This is a genomic window from Dyella sp. (genome assembly GCF_035685885.1).
Taxonomy (GTDB): Bacteria; Pseudomonadota; Gammaproteobacteria; order Xanthomonadales; family Rhodanobacteraceae; genus Dyella.
This window is the reverse complement of sequence record NZ_DASRZX010000003.1, coordinates 107,539-127,692: the sequence shown is the minus strand read 5'-3', so window position 1 is coordinate 127,692 and position 20,154 is coordinate 107,539. Positions and strand designations below refer to the sequence as shown.

14 protein-coding genes are annotated in these 20,154 nt (G+C 64.0%); 4 read left to right on the top strand and 10 right to left on the bottom strand.

The genetic code is table 11. The features are described 5' to 3' along the window. The 6 genes from VFG49_RS00855 to VFG49_RS00830 all read right to left on the bottom strand — a co-directional run. The coding region (locus tag VFG49_RS00855; RefSeq protein WP_324857425.1) for a protease modulator HflC at positions 1-707 on the bottom strand (707 nt) is incomplete at its 3' end. Next, complete coding sequence (gene hflK / locus VFG49_RS00850; protein WP_324857423.1) at positions 704-1,864, bottom strand: FtsH protease activity modulator HflK; 1,161 nt, start codon at positions 1,862-1,864, stop codon at positions 704-706. The genes hflK and VFG49_RS00855, both read right to left, overlap by 4 nt. A gap of 284 nt (positions 1,865-2,148) precedes the next feature. Next, positions 2,149-3,465 (bottom strand): ribosome rescue GTPase HflX, encoded by a 1,317-nt coding sequence (gene hflX, locus VFG49_RS00845; protein WP_324857421.1) that lies wholly within the window; start codon positions 3,463-3,465, stop codon positions 2,149-2,151. A 151-nt stretch (positions 3,466-3,616) separates the two neighbouring features. Next, the gene (gene hfq / locus VFG49_RS00840) at positions 3,617-3,886 is read right to left on the bottom strand and encodes an RNA chaperone Hfq (protein ID WP_324857419.1); all 270 of its coding nucleotides are present in this window, start codon (positions 3,884-3,886) and stop codon (positions 3,617-3,619) included. A 155-nt stretch (positions 3,887-4,041) separates the two neighbouring features. Beyond that, positions 4,042-4,998 (bottom strand): tRNA (adenosine(37)-N6)-dimethylallyltransferase MiaA, encoded by a 957-nt coding sequence (gene miaA / locus VFG49_RS00835; RefSeq protein WP_324857417.1) that lies wholly within the window; start codon positions 4,996-4,998, stop codon positions 4,042-4,044. A gap of 243 nt (positions 4,999-5,241) precedes the next feature. Next, a complete protein-coding gene (locus VFG49_RS00830; protein ID WP_324857415.1) occupies positions 5,242-7,407 on the bottom strand; it encodes a S46 family peptidase in 2,166 nt (721 codons plus the stop codon). A gap of 142 nt (positions 7,408-7,549) precedes the next feature. Here VFG49_RS00830 and tdh point away from each other — a divergent pair, with 142 nt between their 5' ends. The 3 genes from tdh (at position 7,550) to kbl (ending at position 13,929) form a co-directional block, all read left to right on the top strand. Then, positions 7,550-8,584, top strand: coding sequence for an L-threonine 3-dehydrogenase (gene tdh / locus VFG49_RS00825; protein ID WP_324857413.1), 1,035 nt, complete (start codon positions 7,550-7,552; stop codon positions 8,582-8,584). A 181-nt stretch (positions 8,585-8,765) separates the two neighbouring features. Further along, positions 8,766-12,455 (top strand): DUF748 domain-containing protein, encoded by a 3,690-nt coding sequence (locus tag VFG49_RS00820; RefSeq protein WP_324857411.1) that lies wholly within the window; start codon positions 8,766-8,768, stop codon positions 12,453-12,455. A gap of 280 nt (positions 12,456-12,735) precedes the next feature. Then, positions 12,736-13,929 carry a glycine C-acetyltransferase gene (gene kbl / locus VFG49_RS00815; RefSeq protein ID WP_324857408.1) on the top strand — a complete coding sequence of 398 codons (1,194 nt, stop codon included), beginning with the start codon at positions 12,736-12,738 and terminating at the stop codon, positions 13,927-13,929. Between the two features lie 102 nt (positions 13,930-14,031). Here kbl and VFG49_RS00810 read toward each other — a convergent pair whose 3' ends face one another. The 4 genes from VFG49_RS00810 to VFG49_RS00795 form a co-directional block, all read right to left on the bottom strand. Further along, the gene (locus VFG49_RS00810) at positions 14,032-14,790 is read right to left on the bottom strand and encodes a pseudouridine synthase (RefSeq protein WP_324857406.1); all 759 of its coding nucleotides are present in this window, start codon (positions 14,788-14,790) and stop codon (positions 14,032-14,034) included. Positions 14,791-14,905: 115 nt separating this feature from the next. Next, on the bottom strand, positions 14,906-16,003 hold the full coding sequence (locus VFG49_RS00805) for an OmpA family protein (RefSeq protein ID WP_324857404.1): 1,098 nt from the start codon (positions 16,001-16,003) through the stop codon (positions 14,906-14,908). Between the two features lie 351 nt (positions 16,004-16,354). Continuing rightward, positions 16,355-17,482, bottom strand: coding sequence for an OmpA family protein (locus tag VFG49_RS00800; protein WP_324857402.1), 1,128 nt, complete (start codon positions 17,480-17,482; stop codon positions 16,355-16,357). Positions 17,483-17,693: 211 nt separating this feature from the next. Further along, positions 17,694-19,145 carry a bifunctional 2-methylcitrate dehydratase/aconitate hydratase gene (locus VFG49_RS00795; protein ID WP_324857399.1) on the bottom strand — a complete coding sequence of 484 codons (1,452 nt, stop codon included), beginning with the start codon at positions 19,143-19,145 and terminating at the stop codon, positions 17,694-17,696. A 289-nt stretch (positions 19,146-19,434) separates the two neighbouring features. Here VFG49_RS00795 and VFG49_RS00790 point away from each other — a divergent pair, with 289 nt between their 5' ends. Further along, positions 19,435-20,145, top strand: a complete 711-nt coding sequence (locus VFG49_RS00790; protein WP_324857397.1) for a TerC family protein — start codon at positions 19,435-19,437, stop codon at positions 20,143-20,145. Positions 20,146-20,154 lie beyond the last annotated feature (9 nt).

Sequence of the window (20,154 nt, the reverse complement as noted above, 5' to 3'; positions counted from 1 at the left end):
GCGGCCGCCTGGGCGTCGCCTTCGCCACGCACCTTCGCCGCGTCGCGCTCGGCCTCGGCCTTGATGACCTGGGCCTGGCGATCGGCGTCGGCCTTGATCGTCTCGGCTGCCTGCTGGCCCGTGTAACGCAATTCGTTGGCCAACTGCGCACGTTCGGCGCGCATGCGCTTGTAAACCGACTCGCTCACTTCGTCCGGCAGGTCGATGCGCTTGATGCGCACGTCGACCACGGCGATGCCGAGGTTCTTGCGCGCAGCGACATCGGTCTGCTTGCGCACGCGCTCGGTGACGTCCTTGCGGCCGGCCGAAACCAGTTCCTGCAGCGTGCGGCCGTTGAACTCAAAGCGCAGCGCATCCTTCACGATGGGCGTGAGGCGGTTGGCCGCCTGCAGCTCGTCGCCGGCGGTGGCGCGGTAATAGGCGGCGTTATCGGCGATGCGCCACTTCACGTAGAAATCGACGTTGACGCTCTTCTTCTCGGAAGTGAAGTAGCGCTCGGGCTGCGCCTCCAGCGTGAGGATGCGGTTGTCGAAAGCCATCACCTGCTGCACGAACGGCAGTTTCGCGTGCAGGCCCGGTGCGTCGCTGGTGCGGACGATCCGGCCGAACTGCAGCACCAGGGCGGTCTGGCCCTCATGCACCACGTACAGGCTGTTGAAGCCGATCAGGACGAGCAGCACGGCAATGATGCCGGAGACGAACTTCATGGCTGCTTCTCCTTGCCGGCCACGTTGTCGTTGCCTGCCGACTGCATCACCGCGCCCACGCCCGGGACGTCCTTGCCGGTGGCGCGGTCAAGCGGCAGATAGATCATGTTGCGGCCGCCGGAACCGTCCAGCACCTTGGGATTGTTGGACATCACGTCCTCGACCGTTTCCAGCCACAGGCGGCGGCGGGTGACGTCCGGCGCGGCCTTGTATTCCTTGAGGATGAGGTTGAAGCGGGCCGCCTCGCCGGTGGCGATGGCCACGCGCTGCGCGTTGTAGCCCTGCGCCTCGGCGGAAATGCGTGCCGCGTCGCCGCGTGCCACCGGCACGACCTGGCTGGAATAAGCGCGTGCGTTGTTCTCGGTGCCCTGCTTGTCTTCGCGCGCGGCGTTGACGTCGTCGAAGGCGTCCTTCACTTCCTGTGGCGGCGCCACGTTCTGGAAGCTCACATCGGTAACCATCAGCCCCGAGTCGTACTCGTTGAGCGTGGCCTGCAGGATCTCGCGCGTCTGCTGCTGCAACGTGTCACGTACGGCGGCAGCGGGCGTGGCGGGCACGGATGCCACCGGCACCGTGGCTGCCGTGCTGGGCGTGGCCGGCGCGGCGGCCGTCCCCTGCTCGCTGCCCTGGCTGGTGAGGATGTTATCCATGATGTTGGCACCCACCACCGTGCGCACCGCGGCCTCGGCGGCCTGGCGCAGCGTGTCTTCCGGCGGGCCGCTCAGCGAGAACAGGTATTTGCGTGCATCGGATACCTGGTACTGCACGTTGAAGTCGACCGAGATGATGTTCTCGTCGCTGGTCAGCATGCGCACCTTGTCCGATACCGAGCGGATCTCGGTGGTGCCGACCTTGGTGACAGTCTCGATCGGGCGCGGAAGCTTCAGGTGGAAGCCCGGCTGCAGAGTGCGCGAGAACTTGCCGAAGCGCAGCACGACGCCGGCCTGGCGTGCGTCCACGATGGTGTAGCTGCTCATCACCAGCCACACCAGCACGAAAGCCAGCAGGATGGTGAAGATGCCACCCGCACCGCCGCCCAGCCTGCCGAAGCGCTCGCGCACCTGCTTGAGGATGTCGTCCAGCCCCGGCTTGTTGCCGGTGGGCCGGTTCTTGCCCCAGGGATCACGTTGCCCGCTACCGGGTTCGTTCCAGGCCATGGTCAGTCTCCTTGAGGCCGCTGGGAGGCCGGCTGCGTTGGCCGGAAAGCGCGTTGAACAGGTTTGGACATGGTCTCGGGTGCTTGTCGTGGCAAGTGTGTCGCCCAGGCCCGGATGGCCGCACAAACAGCGACCATTCTAACAGAGCTGCCGGGGGATTCCTCCCCCTGTCCAGTGCGATGGCCCCACCTCATAGGAGCGCAGTCGGTGCGCGACCGCAGAGTGGAGGCATACCGTCCCATAGGCGTTTCGCGCACCGCCAGTTCCTTTCGCAGGCTGGGTGCCTACAGGGCTTCCTGTTCTTCCGGAACACCCAGCAGGTCGCGCAGCAATGCGGCCTCGGCGGCATTTCCGCCACTCAGCGGGGCGAGCACGCTCCTCGGCGCATCGATATTCAGGCGCCAACCGTCCTCGTCCACTTCCTCACCGGCGATGGCACCCGCCGCCTTGAGCCGTGCATGCAGGCGGCCGGCGGAATGTGGCAAGCGCAGTTCGGACTGCACGCGATCGCCACCGAGCAACTCGCCCAGGGCCTGGCGCAGCAGGTCCAGGCCTTCCCCGCGGGCGGCGGATAGCCATACGGCCGTGGGGCGCCCCTCCGCATCGCGGTCGATGCGCGGCTCCGTCCCGGCCAGGTCGATCTTGTTCATCACCCGCAGCTGCGGCAGGTCACCAGCGTCGATCTCTTCCAGCACGCCGTCGACCACGCGTGCGAGGCGCTCGCGCTCCTCGTCAGCCGCATCGCTCACGTGCAGCAAGAGGTCGGCATCGCGCGCCTCGGCCAGCGTGCCGCGGAAGGCGGCTACCAGGTCATGCGGCAGTTCGCGCACGAAACCCACGGTGTCGGCCAGTACCGTCGGGCCGCAGGACAAGCCGTCGAGCTTGCGCACGGTCGGGTCCAGCGTGGCGAACAGCAGGTCGGCGGCGAACACCTCGCCTTCGGTCAACGCGTTGAAAAGAGTGGACTTGCCTGCGTTTGTGTAACCCACCAGGGCCACGCGCGGCACCGTGTTGCGCAGGCGCGCCCGGCGCTGCTGGACGCGCTGGGTTTGCACTTTCTCCAGCCGCTTGGTGAGCATCTTCACGCGCTCGGCCAGCAGGCGGCGGTCGGTTTCCAGCTGGGTTTCGCCCGGGCCGCGGTTACCGATGGCGCCGCCGCGCTGGGCGTCAAGGTGGGTCCAGCCGCGCACCAGGCGAGTGGCCAGGTGCTTGAGCTGGGCCAGCTCCACTTCCAGCTTGCCTTCGTGCGACCGAGCGCGCTGGGCGAAGATGTCCAGGATCAGCCCGGCGCGGTCGACCACACGGATATTGAGCAGCTTTTCGAGGTTGCGCTCCTGCACCGGCGACAGCAGGTGGTCGACCAGCACCAGGTCGGCGCCCATGGCGCGCGCGGCTTCGGCCACCTCGTCAGCCTTGCCGGTGCCGATGTAGTAGCGCGGATTGGGCACGTCGATGCGGGCGCTGATGCTGCCCAGGATCTCGGCGCCGGCTGACTTGACCAGCTCGGCGAATTCTTCGGCGCGCCGCACCGAATCACCGTCACCGCGCGAGTGCGGGAGGACCAGGAGGGCGCGTTCGCCTTTCTTTTGACGATCAAACACGGATGAGGAGGGACCTGTAGCAGGACGCCTCGCCACGGACGATGGCCCGCGGCGAGGCTGGAGCGGAAAGTGTAAGTCGAGATGCCGTCACGCCCTAGCGCGATGCCGGCCCGTCGCCTTCCCTCTCACATGGGTCGCCTGGTCCGTCGAATCAACCTTCGGTGTCGGACGCGGGCAGCGCGCCTTCGCCATGGCCGTCATGGCCGTTGCCCACGCGCACGTTGCGGCTGGGGACCACGGTGGAGATGGCGTGCTTGTAGACCATCTGGCTGACCTGGTTGCGCAGCAACACCACGAACTGGTCGAACGACTCGATGGTGCCCTGCAGCTTGATGCCATTGACCAGGTAGATGGCGACCGGAACGCGCTCCCGGCGCAGTGCATTCAGAAACGGGTCTTGCAGTGATTGCCCTTTGGACATTTCTTGTTCTCCCCTCGTAAAACCGACGGGCCGGAGAAAAGACGCACGCGCGTCCCGGCCCAAGATGGAGGAATATTAACCACTTTTAAATCGTTGATGAAAGGGCAAATGCATGTCTTCTTCATGTGTGAAAAAGACGTTTAGAAAGGCCCCGCTCAAGTGTGCGCGCCATCACCAAGGAAGAGATGGAGGGCATCTTCCGCGCGCTCGCGCAAGCGGGCACGGTCGGGATCGAATACGCGAGCATCCAGTTCGCCGCGTAACCAGGTGATCTGCCGCTTCGCCAGCTGACGCGTGGCGAAAATCCCCCGGTCGCGGAATTCGGCGGCATCCGTTTGGCCGTCCAGATGCTCCCACGCCTGCCGGTAGCCCACCGCGCGTATCGCCGGCAGGTCTGGATGCAGGTCGCCACGGGCACGGAGTGCGCGCATTTCATCGAGGAAACCATCGGCCAGCATGGCATCGAAGCGCTGCGCAATGCGCGCATGCAGCGGCGCGCGATCCGTAGGCAGCAGGGCGAGCTTGAGTACGCGCCAGGGAAAGCGCTCGCCGCTGCCGCCACGCTGCAGCTCGGACAAAGGTCGCCCGGTGAGCTCGATGACTTCCAGTGCTCGCTGGATGCGTTGGGCATCGTTCGGGCCAATGCGTGCTGCCGCCGCGGCATCGCATTGGGCCAGTCGCGCGTGCAAGGCGGGCCAGCCGACAATGGCCGCCTCAGCCGCGAGGCGTTCGCGTATCGCCGCATCGGCTTCCGGCAGCTGCGACAGCCCCTGCTGCAGCGCGCGGAAGTAGAGTCCCGTGCCGCCGACGAGCAGTGGCACCCTGCCCCGCGCGGTGATGTGTTTCATCGCCTCGACGGCATCGGCGCGGAAGTCCGCCGCCGAATACGGTTGCGCCGGATCGCGGATATCGATCAGCTGATGCGGGTAACGCGCCAGCGTGGCTGCATCAGGCTTGGCTGAGCCAATGTCCAAGCCGCGATAGACCAGCGCTGAGTCGACACTGATCAACTCCACCGGGAACCGCTCGCTGAGCGCGCAGGCAAGCGCGGTCTTGCCCGACGCGGTCGGGCCCATCAGGAATACGGCGAGCGGGCGCTGATCGATCGGCATGCGGGGCATTGTACGGTGCAACTCGCGGGCCGTTGTGGGAGCGCGCATGGTGCGCGACGAGCCAAGGTGGCGGTGAAGCTTTTTTGCGCTGCGATCGCGCACAAGGTGCGCTCCCACACACGATGCGACGTGTCCGACGATGGCCTTACCTCGAACTGTAGGAGCGCATCCAGTGCGCGACAAGCCGACGGAGCGTTGAAGCCAATGCACCCGTCGCGCACTGGGTGCATTCCTGCAAGGGAACTATCGCGGCGCGGGAACGCCCAATTCCTTCAGCAGCTGCGGTGCTGGATACACCTTGTCCATCAGCCAGCGCATGTAGCGAAGGTCGACGTGGATGGCTCGCTTGTAGCGCGGGTCGAACATCCAGCTTGCACTCACCGCTTCCCAGTTGCTGTCGAAGTTGAGGCCGACCAGCTCACCCTTGGCATTGAGCACCGGCGAGCCCGAATTGCCGCCGGTGGTGTCGAGGTTGCTGAGGAAATCCACCGGCATCGCGCCAGTCTTGGTGTCTGCATAGCCGGCGTAGTCGCCACGCGCGATGGCATCGAGCAACGGCTTGGGCGCGTCGAACGGTTCCGCGCCTGTGTTCTTCTCCACGATGCCTGCCGTGGTGGTCAATGGGCTGTAGACCACGGCGTCGCGCGCCTGCAGCGGCGTGACCTTGCCGTAGCTCACGCGCAGCGTGCCGTTGGCATCGGGATACACCGCGCGGCCCAGCTTCTCGCGATAGGCGATCAGCGCATCCATGTACGCGGGCCGCAGGCGCAACAGGTCGCCTTCACGCGTCTTGCGTTCCTCCTCGGTACGCAACAACGCGGGCTGCAGCTTCGCAGCGAGCAGGAGCAAGGCGTCGTCGGACTTGGCCAGCTCCGCAGGTTCGGCCTTCAGCCAATGCAGCCGCTGCGCTTCGTCACCCAGGGTCGTGGTCGCGTAGATCCTGTCCAGCGTGCCTGCCAATTCTGCTGGCGTGCGGCCAAAGGCAGCGTCGAATTCGGGCAGGCGTTGTGCATCGGGCAACTTCTGGTAGCGCAGCAGGATCGCGGTAAGCAGTTGCTTCTCCACCTTCGGATCATAGCGACGCTGCACCTGTCGCAACATGCCGGAAGTAAGGTCTTCGTCGCGCTGCTGGTAGCCGGATTCACGCTGCGCATCGGGCTTGGCGCGTTCATGGGCAACGCGCTGCAACGTCAGTGCCGAACGCATCAACTGCGTCTGCGACTGCATCACCGCCAGCAGCAGATCGCGTTCACGCGTGGCATTGCCAGCGGCGATCAATCGCGTCACTTCATTGATCCGGGGTTGCAGCGTGGCAGCGGATGGCTGGGTGACAAGCCACGCCAGCATGGCGTCCTCGTCCTTGCGGCGGACGGCGACGGCGTCACTGCGCTTGAGGCCCTCCAGCTCGCCGCTGAAGCGCTTGATGTTGTTCTTGAGCGATTGCAGTTGCGAGGCATAGCGGATGCCCGCCTGGCGATCGTCGTGCCCGGCCTCTTCGATCACTTCCTGCAGCTGATGCAGCACGTCCACCGTGCTGGGCAATCGCCATTGCACCTGGTCGGCGAACTCGGACGCCGTGCGGTGGCGGTAGGTGATGCCGGGATAACCGGCCAGCATCACGAAGTCGCCCTCATGCACGCCCTGCGTGGCGATCTGCAGGTGCGCCGGCGGGTGATATGGCAGGTTTTCCTTGGCGTAGTCCGCAGGCTTGCCGTCGGGCCCGACATAGGCGCGCAGGATGGTGAAGTCGCCCGCGTGGCGCGGCCACACGAAGTTGTCCACTTCGTCGCCATAGTTGCCGATGGCGCGCGGCGGCGCGTAAACCAGGCGCACGTCGCGCAGCTCCAGCTGCTTCACCAGATAGAAATCGCGGCCGTAGAACATGTTGACCACGCTGCAACGCAGGCCCGGCTCGCGCTCGCACTCCGCCACCAGCGCCTTGCTGGCGGCGTCGACGGCTTCGTAATAGGCGCGGCCAGTCTTGCCCTTGGCGGCGCCGAGCACCTTGTCGGTGATCTTGTCGAAGCCGGTGGTGACGCGCAGGCGGAAGTCCGGATTGGCCGGCAATTCCTCCGTGCGATCATGCGAGACGAAACCGTTCTGGATGAGGTCGCGCTCGGCGTTGCTGTTGTACTGGATGACGCCGAAGGCCACGTGGTGGTTGGTGAGCACCAGGCCATCGCTGCTGACGAACGAGCCGGTGGCGCCACCCACCTTCACCACGGCGTTGAGCGGCGCCCTGGTGAGGTCGGCGAGGTCCGCGGGGTTGCCCTGGAAGCCTGCAGCGCGCAGCTGCTTGCCTATCGCGGGCAACTGGGAAGGCATCCACATGCCTTCATCGGCTTGAGCGGCGGTCGTCATGGCCAGTCCCAGGGCTGCGGCCAGCAGCCTCGATTTCAAACGGTTCATTCCATTCCCCAAGCCGGGTGATCGCAAAAAATTGCGACCTTAGCCCCGCCGGGGACCTGAGGCAACGCTGCACTGCACGAAGCGGGCGGGTTGGCCCGCCTCCTATAATGTCCGTTTTCCCGCCCTTCCCCACGGAAATCCCATGCCTCAGATGATGAAAGCCCTGGTCAAGCGCAAGCCCGAGCAGGGCATCTGGATGGAAGAAGTGCCCGTTCCCGAGGTCGGCCCCAACGAGGTGCTGATCAAGATGGAGAAGACCGCGATCTGCGGCACCGACCTGCACATCTACAAGTGGGACGACTGGTCCCAGCGCACCATCAAGCCGGGCCTGACCATCGGGCATGAGTTCGTCGGCCGTGTCGTGGAGATCGGCCCGGGCGTCACCGGCTACAAGATCGGCGACCGCGTCTCGGCCGAAGGCCACATCGTGTGCGGGCACTGCCGCAACTGTCGCGCCGGCCGCCAGCACCTGTGCCCTAACACCGTGGGCATCGGCGTGAACCGCAATGGCGCGTTTGCCGAATACATGACCATGCCGGCCTCGAACCTGTGGCCGATCCCCGACCAGATCCCGTCCGAACTGGCCGCCTTCTTCGACCCTTATGGCAACGCCGCGCACTGCGCGCTGGAGTTCGACATGATCGGCGAGGACGTGCTGATCACCGGCGCCGGCCCGATCGGCATCATCGCGGCGGGCATCGCCAAGCATGTGGGTGCGCGCAATGTGGTGGTGACCGACATCAACGACTACCGCCTGAAGCTGGCGGCCGACATGGGCGCCACGCGCGTGGTGAACGTGGCCAACCAGTCGTTGAAGGACGTGATGAAGGACCTGCACATGGAGGGCTTCGACGTGGGCCTGGAAATGAGCGGCAACCCGCGCGCCTTCAACGACATGCTCGAGTGCATGTACCACGGCGGCAAGATCGCCATGCTCGGCATCATGCCGCGTGGTGCCGGCATCGATTGGGACAAGGTCATCTTCAAGGGCCTCACCCTGCAGGGTATCTACGGCCGTCGCATGTACGAGACCTGGTACAAGATGACCCAGATGGTGCTTACCGGATTCCCGCTGCAGAAGGTGCTTACGCACCAGATCCACATCGACGATTTCCAGAAGGGCTTCGAGCTGATGGATGCAGGCAAGTGCGGCAAGGTCGTGTGCTCCTGGAGCTGAGCTTCCACGAAACCATCACATAATCGGGTTCTCCGCCGGCATAAACGGCGGAAAACCCCGCTGGATCGAAGGCCGCTTTTAGTACACTGCCCGAACGCGGCCGACAAGTTGAACGGATGAAGCAGTGCGCGTCCCACGGGGGCTGCACGGTCGGTACGCGATGTCACTGGAGCATCGTCGGATGGCTGATCTCTTCAGCAACCCCCGTCTGGCCGCTGGACGCGACCGCGCCCTGGCCGTCTATCGTTCGCGTCGCACCCGCAAATGGGTGGTGATCGCCGCCATCGTGGTGGTGGTCTTCGGCCTGTTCGGTTTCCTCGCGGCGCCGTACATCATCCGCAGTCAAATCGAGAAGCGCGCCAGCGCAGCGCTGCAACGCCAGGTGACACTGGGCGCGGTGCATCTCAATCCGTATACGCTGCGCGTGCAGCTGGATCAGCTGCGCATTGCGGACCGCGACGGCAAGTCGCCCTTCGTGGACATCGACCAGGCGGTCATCAACACCTCATGGTCGTCGGTGTTCCGGCTGGCGCCCGTGCTCGATGAACTCGCCGTGCAGCATCCGCGCATCCACATCGTGCGCACGGCGGACCAGCGTTTCAACTTCAGCGACATCATCGATCGCTACGCGTCCGAACCTGCCGACCCGAAGGCTTCGCCCACGCGCTTTGCGCTGTCCAACATCAGCGTGCACAACGGCGATGTCGTCTTCGACGACCAGTTGCAGAAGGCCAGCCATCACGTCGAAAAGCTGGAGCTGGGCATCCCGTTCATCGCCAACCTGCCCAGCGACACCGACGTGTTCGTCAAGCCGCTGCTGTCCATGAGCGTGGATGGAAGTCCGCTGCATGTGGAAGGCCAGACCAAGCCGTTTGCGGACACGCGCGAGTCCACCGTCAACTTCCGCCTCGATCAACTCGACCTGGCCCGCTACATAGCCTACGCCCCGACGACGCTGCCGGTGGCGATTCCCAAGGGCATGCTCAGCGGCGACCTCGTGCTGCATTTCGTTCAGGCCAAGCCCACACCCCAGCTGCAGCTCACCGGCAAGCTGGTGGTGGACGACTTCGCGCTCAACAGCAGCAGCGGCCAAGCGATCCTCGTCCTTGGCAAGGGCACGGCCGATCTCGGCGACGTGCAGCCACTGGTATCGCGCTACGTCCTGGGTGCGCTCACGCTGGAGCGCATGCAGCTGTATTACACCGCCGGGCCCGACGGCCACAGCAACTTCGACAGCCTGACCGCTGCACCAGCGAAGCCGCAGGACGACAAGAAGGCCACGCCCACCGATTTGCGCATCGCCTCGATGACTCTCGCTGGCAGCGCCATCCACTACACCGATGCCGCGGGCAGCAAGATCGACCTGGGCAACCTGCGCGGCAGCATGCAGGGGTTGAGCCTGCAGGCCGCACCGGTGTCGAAGCTGGATGTGACGGCTCAGTTCTTCGGCGGCGACATTGGCATGAAGGGCACGGTGGACCTGGCCAAGAGCAAGCTGGTGGCCGCACTCAGCCTGAAGCAGGTCGACATGGCCCCGTTGCAGGCCGCCACGTACCAGGGCATCAATGCTCGCCTGACCGACGGCGAGCTCGACGCCAACGGACAGTTGCAGGTGGATTGGAGCACGCCGTTCAACGTGCATTTTTCCGATGCGCACGCGACGGTCACCCAGTTCGCGATGGAGCCGCAGTTCAAGGGACACGGCTCGCCGGTTGCCTGGAAGACGCTGGAAGCAGAGATCGCGCAGGTTGATCTCGCGTCGCAGCAGGCACAGCTCGGCACGGTGAAGGCATCAGGGCTTGCGCTGGACGTGCAGCGCAACAGCAACAAGTACATCAGCCTGGTGGACCTGTTCGCCGCCAAGGGCGCATCGAGCAGGAAGACCGCCGCAAAACCGCCGTGGCACTGGAGCATCGCGCATCTGGTGTTCGAAAACGCCGCGGTCGCCTTTACCGACATGGCCACCGGCGACACGCCGGTGAAGATCAAGATCGACTCGCTCAGTGGCGGCATGGACAACCTGAGCGACAAGCTCAACGAGCCTCGCGATATGAAGCTGTCCGGCACGGTCGGCAAGGGCTCCTTTACCGCGAACGGCAAGGTGCAGCCCATCCCTGCCCTGGCCGATATCCAGCTCGACACCAAGCGGCTGGACATCGCCACCTTCCAGCCGTACATCAGCGTGCCGCTCAACGTCACCATCTCCAGCGCTCGCATCACCAGCAGCGGCAAGCTGCATTACGACGGTCGCGGCGCGGATCCCAAGATCACCTACAAGGGCAACGCCGCGCTCGAGCAGGTACGTATCCAGGACAAGCTCACGGGCGATGATTTCCTGCGCTGGCGCACGCTGAGCGCGAGCAGCCTCGACGCCTCCTACGGCACCGGCGCGCCGCGCATGTATGTGGGCAGCCTGGTGCTCAGTTCGTTCTATGCGCGCATGATCGTCAATGCCAACGGCACGCTGAATCTCTCCGAGGTGGTGGCGAACCCCGAGGCCGCGCCGGTTTCGGTGACGCGCACCGCCAATGAACAGCCCGCCGCGCCCGGCAAGCCTGCGCCCACGCAACCCGCACCACCGCTGGCGCCTGTCTTAAAGCCCGGCCCGCAAACCAAGACGGTTGCGGTCGCACCGGCGACGGCATCGAGCACACCACCGGCGGACATCCACCTTGGCGGTGTCACCCTGGTCAATGGGCAGCTCAACTACACCGACAACTTCATCAAGCCGAACTACACCGCCAACCTCACCAAGGTCACCGGCAAGATCGGCGCCTTCGGCACCAAGCCCGGCGATCCTCCGGCGGAACTGTCCGTGCAGGCGGCGCTCAACGACAACTCGCCGGTCGACATCGACGGCACCATCAATCCGCTGCAACCGGTGGCCTTCCTCGACATCAAGGGCAAAGCCAACGAAGTGGAACTGACCGGCTTGAGCGCGTATTCCACCAAGTACACGGGCTATCCCATTACCGGCGGCAAGCTGACGATGGACGTCCATTACATGCTGGACCAGCGCAAGCTCAACGCCGACAACCACATCTTCATCACCCAGCTGACCTTCGGCGACCGCGATGAAAGCCCCGGCATCCAGCATCTTCCGGTGAAGCTGGCCGTGGCGCTGCTGCGGGACACCCAGGGCAACATCGACGTCGATGTGCCCGTGTCCGGCTCGCTGGACGATCCTCAATTCAGCATGGGCGGCCTGATCTGGCGCGCCATCGGCAATCTCATCGCCAAGGCGGTCACGGCGCCCTTCCGCCTGCTCGGTGCTGCGTTCGGCGGCGGCAATCATGAGGACCTGGGCTACGTGGAATTCGATGCCGGCTCGGCCGTGCTCGACAAGAACGCGCAGGAGCGGCTGGGCAAGGTCGTTGCCATGCTCACCCAGAAGACCTCGCTGAATCTCGACATCATCGGCCGCGTCGATCCGTCGAAGGATCAGGACGGCCTGCGCAAGGTGACGGTGGACAACATGGTCCGCCGCCAGAAGGCCCTCGACCAGGATGGCAAGAACGCCGACACCTCGGACGCGGCGCTCGCTGCCGTCAACGTCACGCCGGACGAGTACGAGAAGTACCTCAAGCGCGCCTACAAGGATGACGACTTCAAGGGCAAGCCGAAAAACATCATTGGCCTCAAGAAGTCGCTCGAACCGGATGAGATGCGCAGCCTCATGGAAACCAATGTCTCTGTCGACGATGCCGCCATGCGCGATCTCGCGCAGCGTCGCGCAGCCGCGGTGCAGGCATGGCTGAAGGGCAAGCTGGACGACAAGCGCGTGTCGCTGAAGTCCCCGGTGCTGGACACCAAGGGCATCGACGACAAAGGCAAGACGACGCGGGTGGAGTTTGGTCTGCACCAAGGCTGAGGCCGCTTTGCACGACCCCACGCCCGTCATTCCGGCGCAGGCCGGAATCCAGTCGCCTCGGTTGAGGAGTTTCGTGATGAGCTGAGCGGTCTCGCTTTCGCGACAACCATCCTCATCCGCTAATGGATTTCGGCCTGCGCCGGAATGACGGGCAAGAACCATCCCGCTACCGAGAATGAGCTGCCGGAGAGACCCCGGACTCACTCCCCGCTGCGCAGTTCCTTCACAGTCCGCCTTCGAGGGATCAAAATAGCCTTTTGACCCAGCGGGAACGTCCCCCATGAGCTACCCCGGCCAGTCGCGCTTCGCCGCCGAACTCGAATCCATCCGTGAGCAGGGCCTGTTCAAGGCCGAGCGCATCATCGTCTCGCCGCAGTCGGCGAAGATCCGCCTCGACAGCGGCAAGGAAGTGCTCAATTTCTGCGCCAACAACTACCTCGGCCTCGCCGATCATCCGGACGTGATCCAGGCCGCCAAGGAGGCGCTGGATACCCATGGCTTCGGCATGGCTTCGGTGCGCTTCATCTGCGGCACGCAGGATCTGCACAAGCAGTTGGAAAAGAAGATCGCCGACTTCTTCGGCACGGAGGACACCATCCTCTATGCCGCCTGCTTCGACGCCAACGGCGGCCTGTTCGAACCGCTGCTGGGTGAGGAAGACGCGATCATCTCCGATGCGCTGAATCATGCCTCCATCATCGACGGCATCCGCCTTTGCAAGGCCAAGCGTTTCCGCTACGCCAATTGCGACATGGCCGACCTGGAGAAACAGTTGCAGGCTGCCGATGCTGCTGGCGCACGCACCAAGCTGATCACCACCGATGGCGCGTTCTCGATGGACGGCTTCATCGCCCCGCTGGACGAGATCACCGCGTTGGCAGAGAAGTACAACGCGCTCGTGCACATCGACGAATGCCATTGCACCGGTTTCCTCGGCGACACCGGCCGCGGCTCGGCTGAAGTCAAAGGCGTTCTCAACAAGATCAACATCATCACCGGCACGCTGGGCAAGGCGCTCGGCGGCGCACTGGGCGGCTTCACCACCGGCCCGCGCGAAGTCATCGAGATGCTGCGCCAGCGCTCGCGCCCCTACCTGTTCTCCAACTCGCTGCCTCCGCACGTGGTGGCCGCGGGCACCAAGGTATTGGACATGCTCGCCGCTGCGGGCGACCTGCGTGACCAGGTCAAGGAAAACACGCGCTACTTCCGCGAGCAGATGACCAAGACGGGCTTCGACATCAAGCCCGGCGTGCATCCGATCGTCCCGGTGATGATCTACGACGCCAAGAAGGCCCAGGCCATGGCTGCCGAACTGCTGGACGAAGGCATCTATGTCACCGGTTTCTTCTATCCGGTGGTCCCGCAAGGTCAGGCGCGCATCCGCACGCAGATGAGTGCAGCGCATACGCGCGAACATCTCGACCAGGCGATTGCGGCGTTCACCAAGGTAGGCAAGAAGCTCGGCGTGATCTAAACGACTGCCACTCCCCTGCAGGAGCGCACGCTGTGCGCGACGGGTGTTGCGGCGTCACCGCTGCGCAGGCTTGTCGCACAGCGTGCACTCCTGCAGCCGGGCTTAGGTTGCAGTCAGCGCCTGCACCTCTTCGGTGCTCAGGTGCCGCCACTGCCCCTTGCCAAGCTCGCCCAGCGCCAGCGATCCAATCGCCACGCGCATCAGTCGCAGCACGGCAATGTCATGCGCCTGCAGCAAGCGGCGAATATGCCGGTTGCGGCCTTCGTCCAACACGATTTCCAGCCACGCGTTCTTCTCGCCGCTACGCAATAGCACGGCACGTCGCGCGGCCAGACGTTCGCCCTGGTCGACCACACCTGCCGTCAGCCGATCCAGCAGCACCTGCTCAGGTATGCAGTCGATCTGCACGTGATAGGTCTTGTCGACGTGATACCTGGGCTCGGTAAGCCGAGCCGCCCACACGCTGTCGTTGCTCAGCAACAGCAGGCCTTCGCTCGCCTTGTCCAGTCGCCCGACCGGTCCAAGCCACGGTAGTCCCGCTTCTTTCAACAGATCGTAGACGGTGTCGCGCCCACGTTCATCCGACGCGCTGGTCACGATGCCACGTGGCTTGTTGAGTGCGATGTAGACGCGTGCCGCCGACACCACGGGTTCGTTGTCGAGCAGGATGCGTTGCCGCTGTGCGTCGGTGGGACGCTCCGGGTCGAGTACCACTTTGCCGTCGACACTTACCCTACCCTCGCGCACCGCCTTCTCGGCCTGGCTACGCGAGCACACGCCAAGCTTGCTCAACACGCGCGCCAGACCATGGCGCGGCGCGGCGGTGGAAGCTGCGGATGGACGAGGACGGGAAGAACGCATGGACAGCCCAGCGATAAGCAATCAACAGCGCCATGGTAGGCGATCCCTCACCCGGTGCGCCAAAAGAAAAGCCCGGCTTGCGCCGGGCTTTTCGGTACTGCGTTTGCAAGTCCGATTACTGCTGGACCTGCAGCTCCGTACGACGATTGCGGGCGCGGCCAGCATCCGTGTCGTTGCTGTCGATCGGGTCGTTCTTGCCGTGACCGAGCGGACCTTCCAGACGGCTGGCGGCGACGCCATGACCGGTCAGGTAGTCGTACACGATCTTGGCGCGACGCTCGGACAGATCCTGGTTGTAGGCGTCCTTACCGACCGAGTCGGTGTAGCCGGCAACCGTGACCTTGACCTGCGGGTAACGCTGCAGGGTGTCGACAGCCTGGTCGAGAACGGCGATCGAGTCGGCGGACGGCTCAGCCAGCGCCTTCTTGATGTCGGTCTCGCCCTTCTTCGGACGGTCGAACTTGAAGTTCACGCCGCGCAGGTCGATCACGACCTTCTGCGGGCAACCATCCGGACCGACGATCGTTCCGGCCGGCGTGTTCGGGCACTTGTCATCGCAATCGTTGACGCCGTCGCCATCGCTGTCGAGCTTCGAGCAGTCCGGAGCAGCCGGCGGCGGGGTTGCCGCGACCGGAGCCGCAGCCGGCTCGCCGAAGCGCGACACGAGGCTGAAGCCAAGGAACCAGTCGCCGTAACCGTTCTTGGCCGGCTGGGTCTTGTCGTCCCAGTCGTAGCGGTAGCCAGCTTCGATGCGGATGTCGGAGCTGTCCGTGATGGTCTTGGACACGCCACCGCCGATCTCGGCAGCCGGAGCCCAGCCGCGATCAACTGCGTTCTGGTGGTAGCTGCCCATCACGCCCACGAGGGCATACGGACGCCACGCGTTCCAGTCGCCGTAGTAGAAGCGAGCGGCTACGCCGTAGTTATTGTTCGCCCAACGGCCGCCGTCGTCGCGGTCACGCTTGGTGCGATCGATGAACAGGTCGATCGAGGTATTCGGGGCGATGAAACGACCAACGCCCAGGCCGTAATAGACCTGACGGCTGTTGGTGTTGCGATCGGTGTCGTTGTAGTAGCCGCCCACGGTCGGAGCGACGTACCAGCGGCCGTCATAGCTCGGCGTGGTCGCACCGGTGGTGTTGTCTTGCGCGTGAACGGCACCTACGCCGCCCAGGGCCAGGGCAATCAGGAAATACAAGCCCTTACGATTCATCAGGTGTCTCCTTGTTTTATTGGTATTCGCGTCCGTTCCACCCCAGACGGAAAACGCGCGTCGAAACTGACTTCTACTTCCAGAGGCTGTTTCGCCCCTTTGCTTTGCGTACGGATCAAAGTGTCGGGAAACCGCAAGCGCGGCGGAGTGTAGCAAAACCGTTAAGTGCATCGCACACATTGAGAGACGGTGTTGGTGAGCCGTGGTTCAGGCAAGCGAAATTTTCTTCGCATGATGACGAGCAACGATGCGACAACGTGTCGCGCCTGCTTCATGCGCAGCTATGCAAGCGCATGAAAAAGAAAAGCCCGGCTTGCGCCGGGCTTTTCGATACTGCTTTTACAAGTCCGATTACTGCTGAACCTGCAGCTCCGTGCGGCGGTTGCGCGCACGACCGGCATCCGTGTCGTTGGTATCGATCGGGTCGTTCTCGCCGTGGCCCACGGGCCCTTCGAGGCGGCTCGCATCGATGCCGTGGCTGGTGAGGTAGTCGTACACGATCTTCGCGCGACGCTCGGACAGACCCTGGTTGTACTGGTCGGTACCGACGCTGTCGGTGTAACCGGCAACCATGACCTTGACCTGCGGGTAACGCTGCAGGGTGTCGACCGCCTGGTCGAGAACCGCGAGCGAATCCTTGCTCGGCTCGGCCAGCGACTTGCTGATGTCCTTCTCGCCCTTCTTCGGACGATCGAACTTGAAGTTGACACCGCGCAAGTCGATCACGACCTTCTGCGGGCAACCATCCGGACCGACGATCGTGCCGGCCGGCGTGTTCGGGCACTTGTCGTCGCAATCGTTGACGCCATCGCCGTCGCTGTCGAGCTTCGAGCAATCCGGCGGCGGCGGCGGCGGGGCAACCACCGGTGCAGCAGCAGGTTCGCCGAAGCGGGACACGATGCTGAAGCCGAGGAACCAGTCGCCGTAACCATCCTTGCTCGGCTGGGTCTTGTCGTCCCAGTCGTAGCGATAGCCCGCTTCGATGCGGATGTCGGAACTGTCGGTAACGGTCTTGGATACGCCAAGGCCAAGTTCAGCGGCGGGATCCCAGCCATTGTCGTTGCTGTTCTGGTGGTAGCTGCCGATCACGCCACCGAGCAGGTACGGACGCCATGCTGTCCATTCGCCGAAGTAGTAACGGGCTGCCACGCCCCAGTTGTTGTTCGCCCACTTGCCGCCATTGGTGGTGAAACCATTGACGTAGGTATCCCGGTCACGCTTCGTGCGATCGAAGAAGAAATCGAGGGAGAAGTTGGGCGAGAAGAACCGACCGATGCCGAGTCCGTAATAGAACTGGCGGCTGTTGGTGTTGCGGTCGGTGTCGTTGTAGTAGCCGCCGACAGTTGGCGCGATGTACCAACGGCCGTCATAGCTGGGCGTTGTTTCCGGAGCCGAGCTGGAAGTGTTGTCCTGCGCATGAACGGCGCCTGCGCCGCCCAGGGCGAGGGCAATCAGGATGTACAAGCCCTTACGTTTCATCAGGTGTCTCCTCGTTTATTGGTGTACGCGTCCGTTCACCCCAGACGGGAAAAACATCAGCCGAGGATTCCAACTCCTATGCGAACCCGGCGGCTTTACCTCAGATACCTTGATGCTTGAATTACCCGAAACGGGCGCGGAGTAGTTTAGCAAAAGTTAAACAATTGCAAATCGACCCCAAACGCCCGTTCATTCTCTGCTCACGCCGTCTTTACAGCGTGAAGAAACCCAGGAACCCGCTAACTGGCATGGCATCCAGCTTTGCCGGGTCCGCGCTGGCCTCCAGAATGGCCTTGACGCGGTTTGCCGGCAGATGGCCGCGCAATGCGCCCTCAAACTTCTTTAACAACACGGGGATACCTTCGGCACGGCGCCTGCGGTGGCCTATCGGATAGTCGATGGAAACCTTTTCAGTCCGGGTACCGTTGTTAAAGAACACCTGAACCGAGTTGCCGATATAGCGTTTTTCCGGGTCGAAATAATCCTTGGTGAACTGCGTATTCTCGCTGACCACCATCTTTTCGCGGAGCGCGTCGATACGGGGATCGGCGGCCACCTCGTCGCTATAGTCGGCGGCGGTCAGACGGCCGAAGATCAGGGGTACCGCCACCATGTACTGGATGCAGTGGTCACGGTCGGCGTAATTGGCCAGCGGACCGGTCTTGTCGATGATGCGCAGGCCGGCTTCCTGGGTCTCGATCACCACCTTTTCGATCTGGTCGATCCTGCCCGCGACGGCGTCGTGCAGTTGCATGGCGCACTCCACGGCGGTCTGCGCGTGAAACTCGGCCGGAAAGCTGATCTTGAACAGCACGTTCTCTATCACGTAGCTGCCGAACGGGCGCTCGAACTCGAATGCGTTGCCCTTGAAGGCCACGTCGTAATAACCCCAGGTCTTCGCGCTTAGCGCCGATGGGTAACCCACCACCCCGCGGTACACGGCGTTGATGGCGTGAATGACAGCTCGACGGCAGGCATCGCCGGCAGCCCAGCTCTTGCGTGGGCCGGTGTTCGGCGCGTGGCGGTAGGTGCGCAACGCGCCGTTGTCGATCCAGCAGTGCGAGACGGCGGTGGTGATCTGATCCTTGCTGCCGCCGAGCATGGCCGTCGTCACGGCGGTGGAAGCCAGGCGTACCAGGATCACATGGTCCTGGCCGATGCGGTTGAAGCTGTTCTTCAATGCATAGCAGCCCTGGATTTCATGGGCCTTGATGGCATACGTGAGCACGTCGCGTATCGACATCGGCCGGCCGCCTTCGCGCTCGGCCTTGCGACTCAGGTAGTCGGCCACGGCCAGGATGCTGCCGAGGTTGTCCGAGGGATGGCCCCACTCGGCCGCCAGCCAGGTGTCGTTGAAGTCGAGCCAGCGGATCTGCGTGCCGATGGCGAATGCAGCCTGTGCCGGGTCGAGTTCGTAGCTGGTGCCCGGCACCCGAGCGCCGCCCGGCAGGGTCGCGCCCGGCACGATCGGGCCCAGATGCTTGACGCATTCGGGGAACTTCATCGCCACCATCGCGGTGGCGAGGGAGTCCAGCAGCATGTAGCGCGCGGTGTCGTATGCCTCGGTCGAGTCGATCGTGTAGTCGACGACGTAGTTGGCGATGTCGACCATTGGCTGGTCGGGATCGGGACGCCTGGCGGAACGGATGTCGTGCGCACTCATGGATGATCTCTCGGCAACAGGGAGTCCGGACGTCTAGCCTGAAGCCGCGCATTCACCAGGACGCTGGCTTGACTGTGGCTCGTGGCGACCTCGACAATAGCCCGATACTTATCCCAAAAGGGAGTAGTTCCGGATACGACGCATGTCGTGTCCTTGCAGGGGTCGTCATCACGGGCAGCACACTGCCCCGGTCCCCGCAGCGGCCTTGCCGTGAACGAGACTTTTGCGGTGACGACGGGCTGCGCGTGTCCGTTGTTGCTGCATTGGTCTTACGCGCAAGGACAGATGCATGGAACTCTCCGGTACCGATTTCCTCTCCGGCCTGTTGGCCATCGTATTGCTCGACCTCGTGCTCGCGGGCGACAACGCCATCGTGATCGCCCTCGCCGCCCGAAGCCTTCCCCGCCAGATCCAGAAAAAGGCCGTGCTGTGGGGCACCGTAGGCGCCATCGTGGTGCGCCTGTTGATGACTGGCATCGTGGTTTATCTCCTGAAGCTGCCGGGGCTCATGCTCGCCGGTGGTGCGCTCCTGCTCCCGATCGCGTGGAAGCTGTTGCAGTCCGATCCCGAGCCCGCGCATGAGGTCAATGCCGCCTCCAACTTCTGGTCCGCGATGCGCACCATCATCGTGGCCGATGCGCTGATGGGACTGGACAACGTGCTGGCCATCGCCGGCGCGTCCAAGGGCCACATGTTGCTGGTGATCATCGGCCTGGCGATCAGCGTACCGCTAGTGGTGTGGGGCTCGACGCTGATCCTGCGCTTGATCGAGCGCTTCCCGATCATCGTGTACATCGGCGCTGCGGCCATCGCGTGGACGTCCGCCCGCATGATCGCGCACGACCATTGGCTGGCACCGTGGTTCCAATCGCATGCCTGGGCTGGCTACGCGCTTGATGCCGTGCTGGTGATCGGCACCTGCCTCGGCGGCTGGCTTGTGCAACGCCGGCGCCTGCGTCGAAGGGCCAAGAGCCTTGAGGCAGCTGCGCCTCGTAGGTGAAACTGCGCA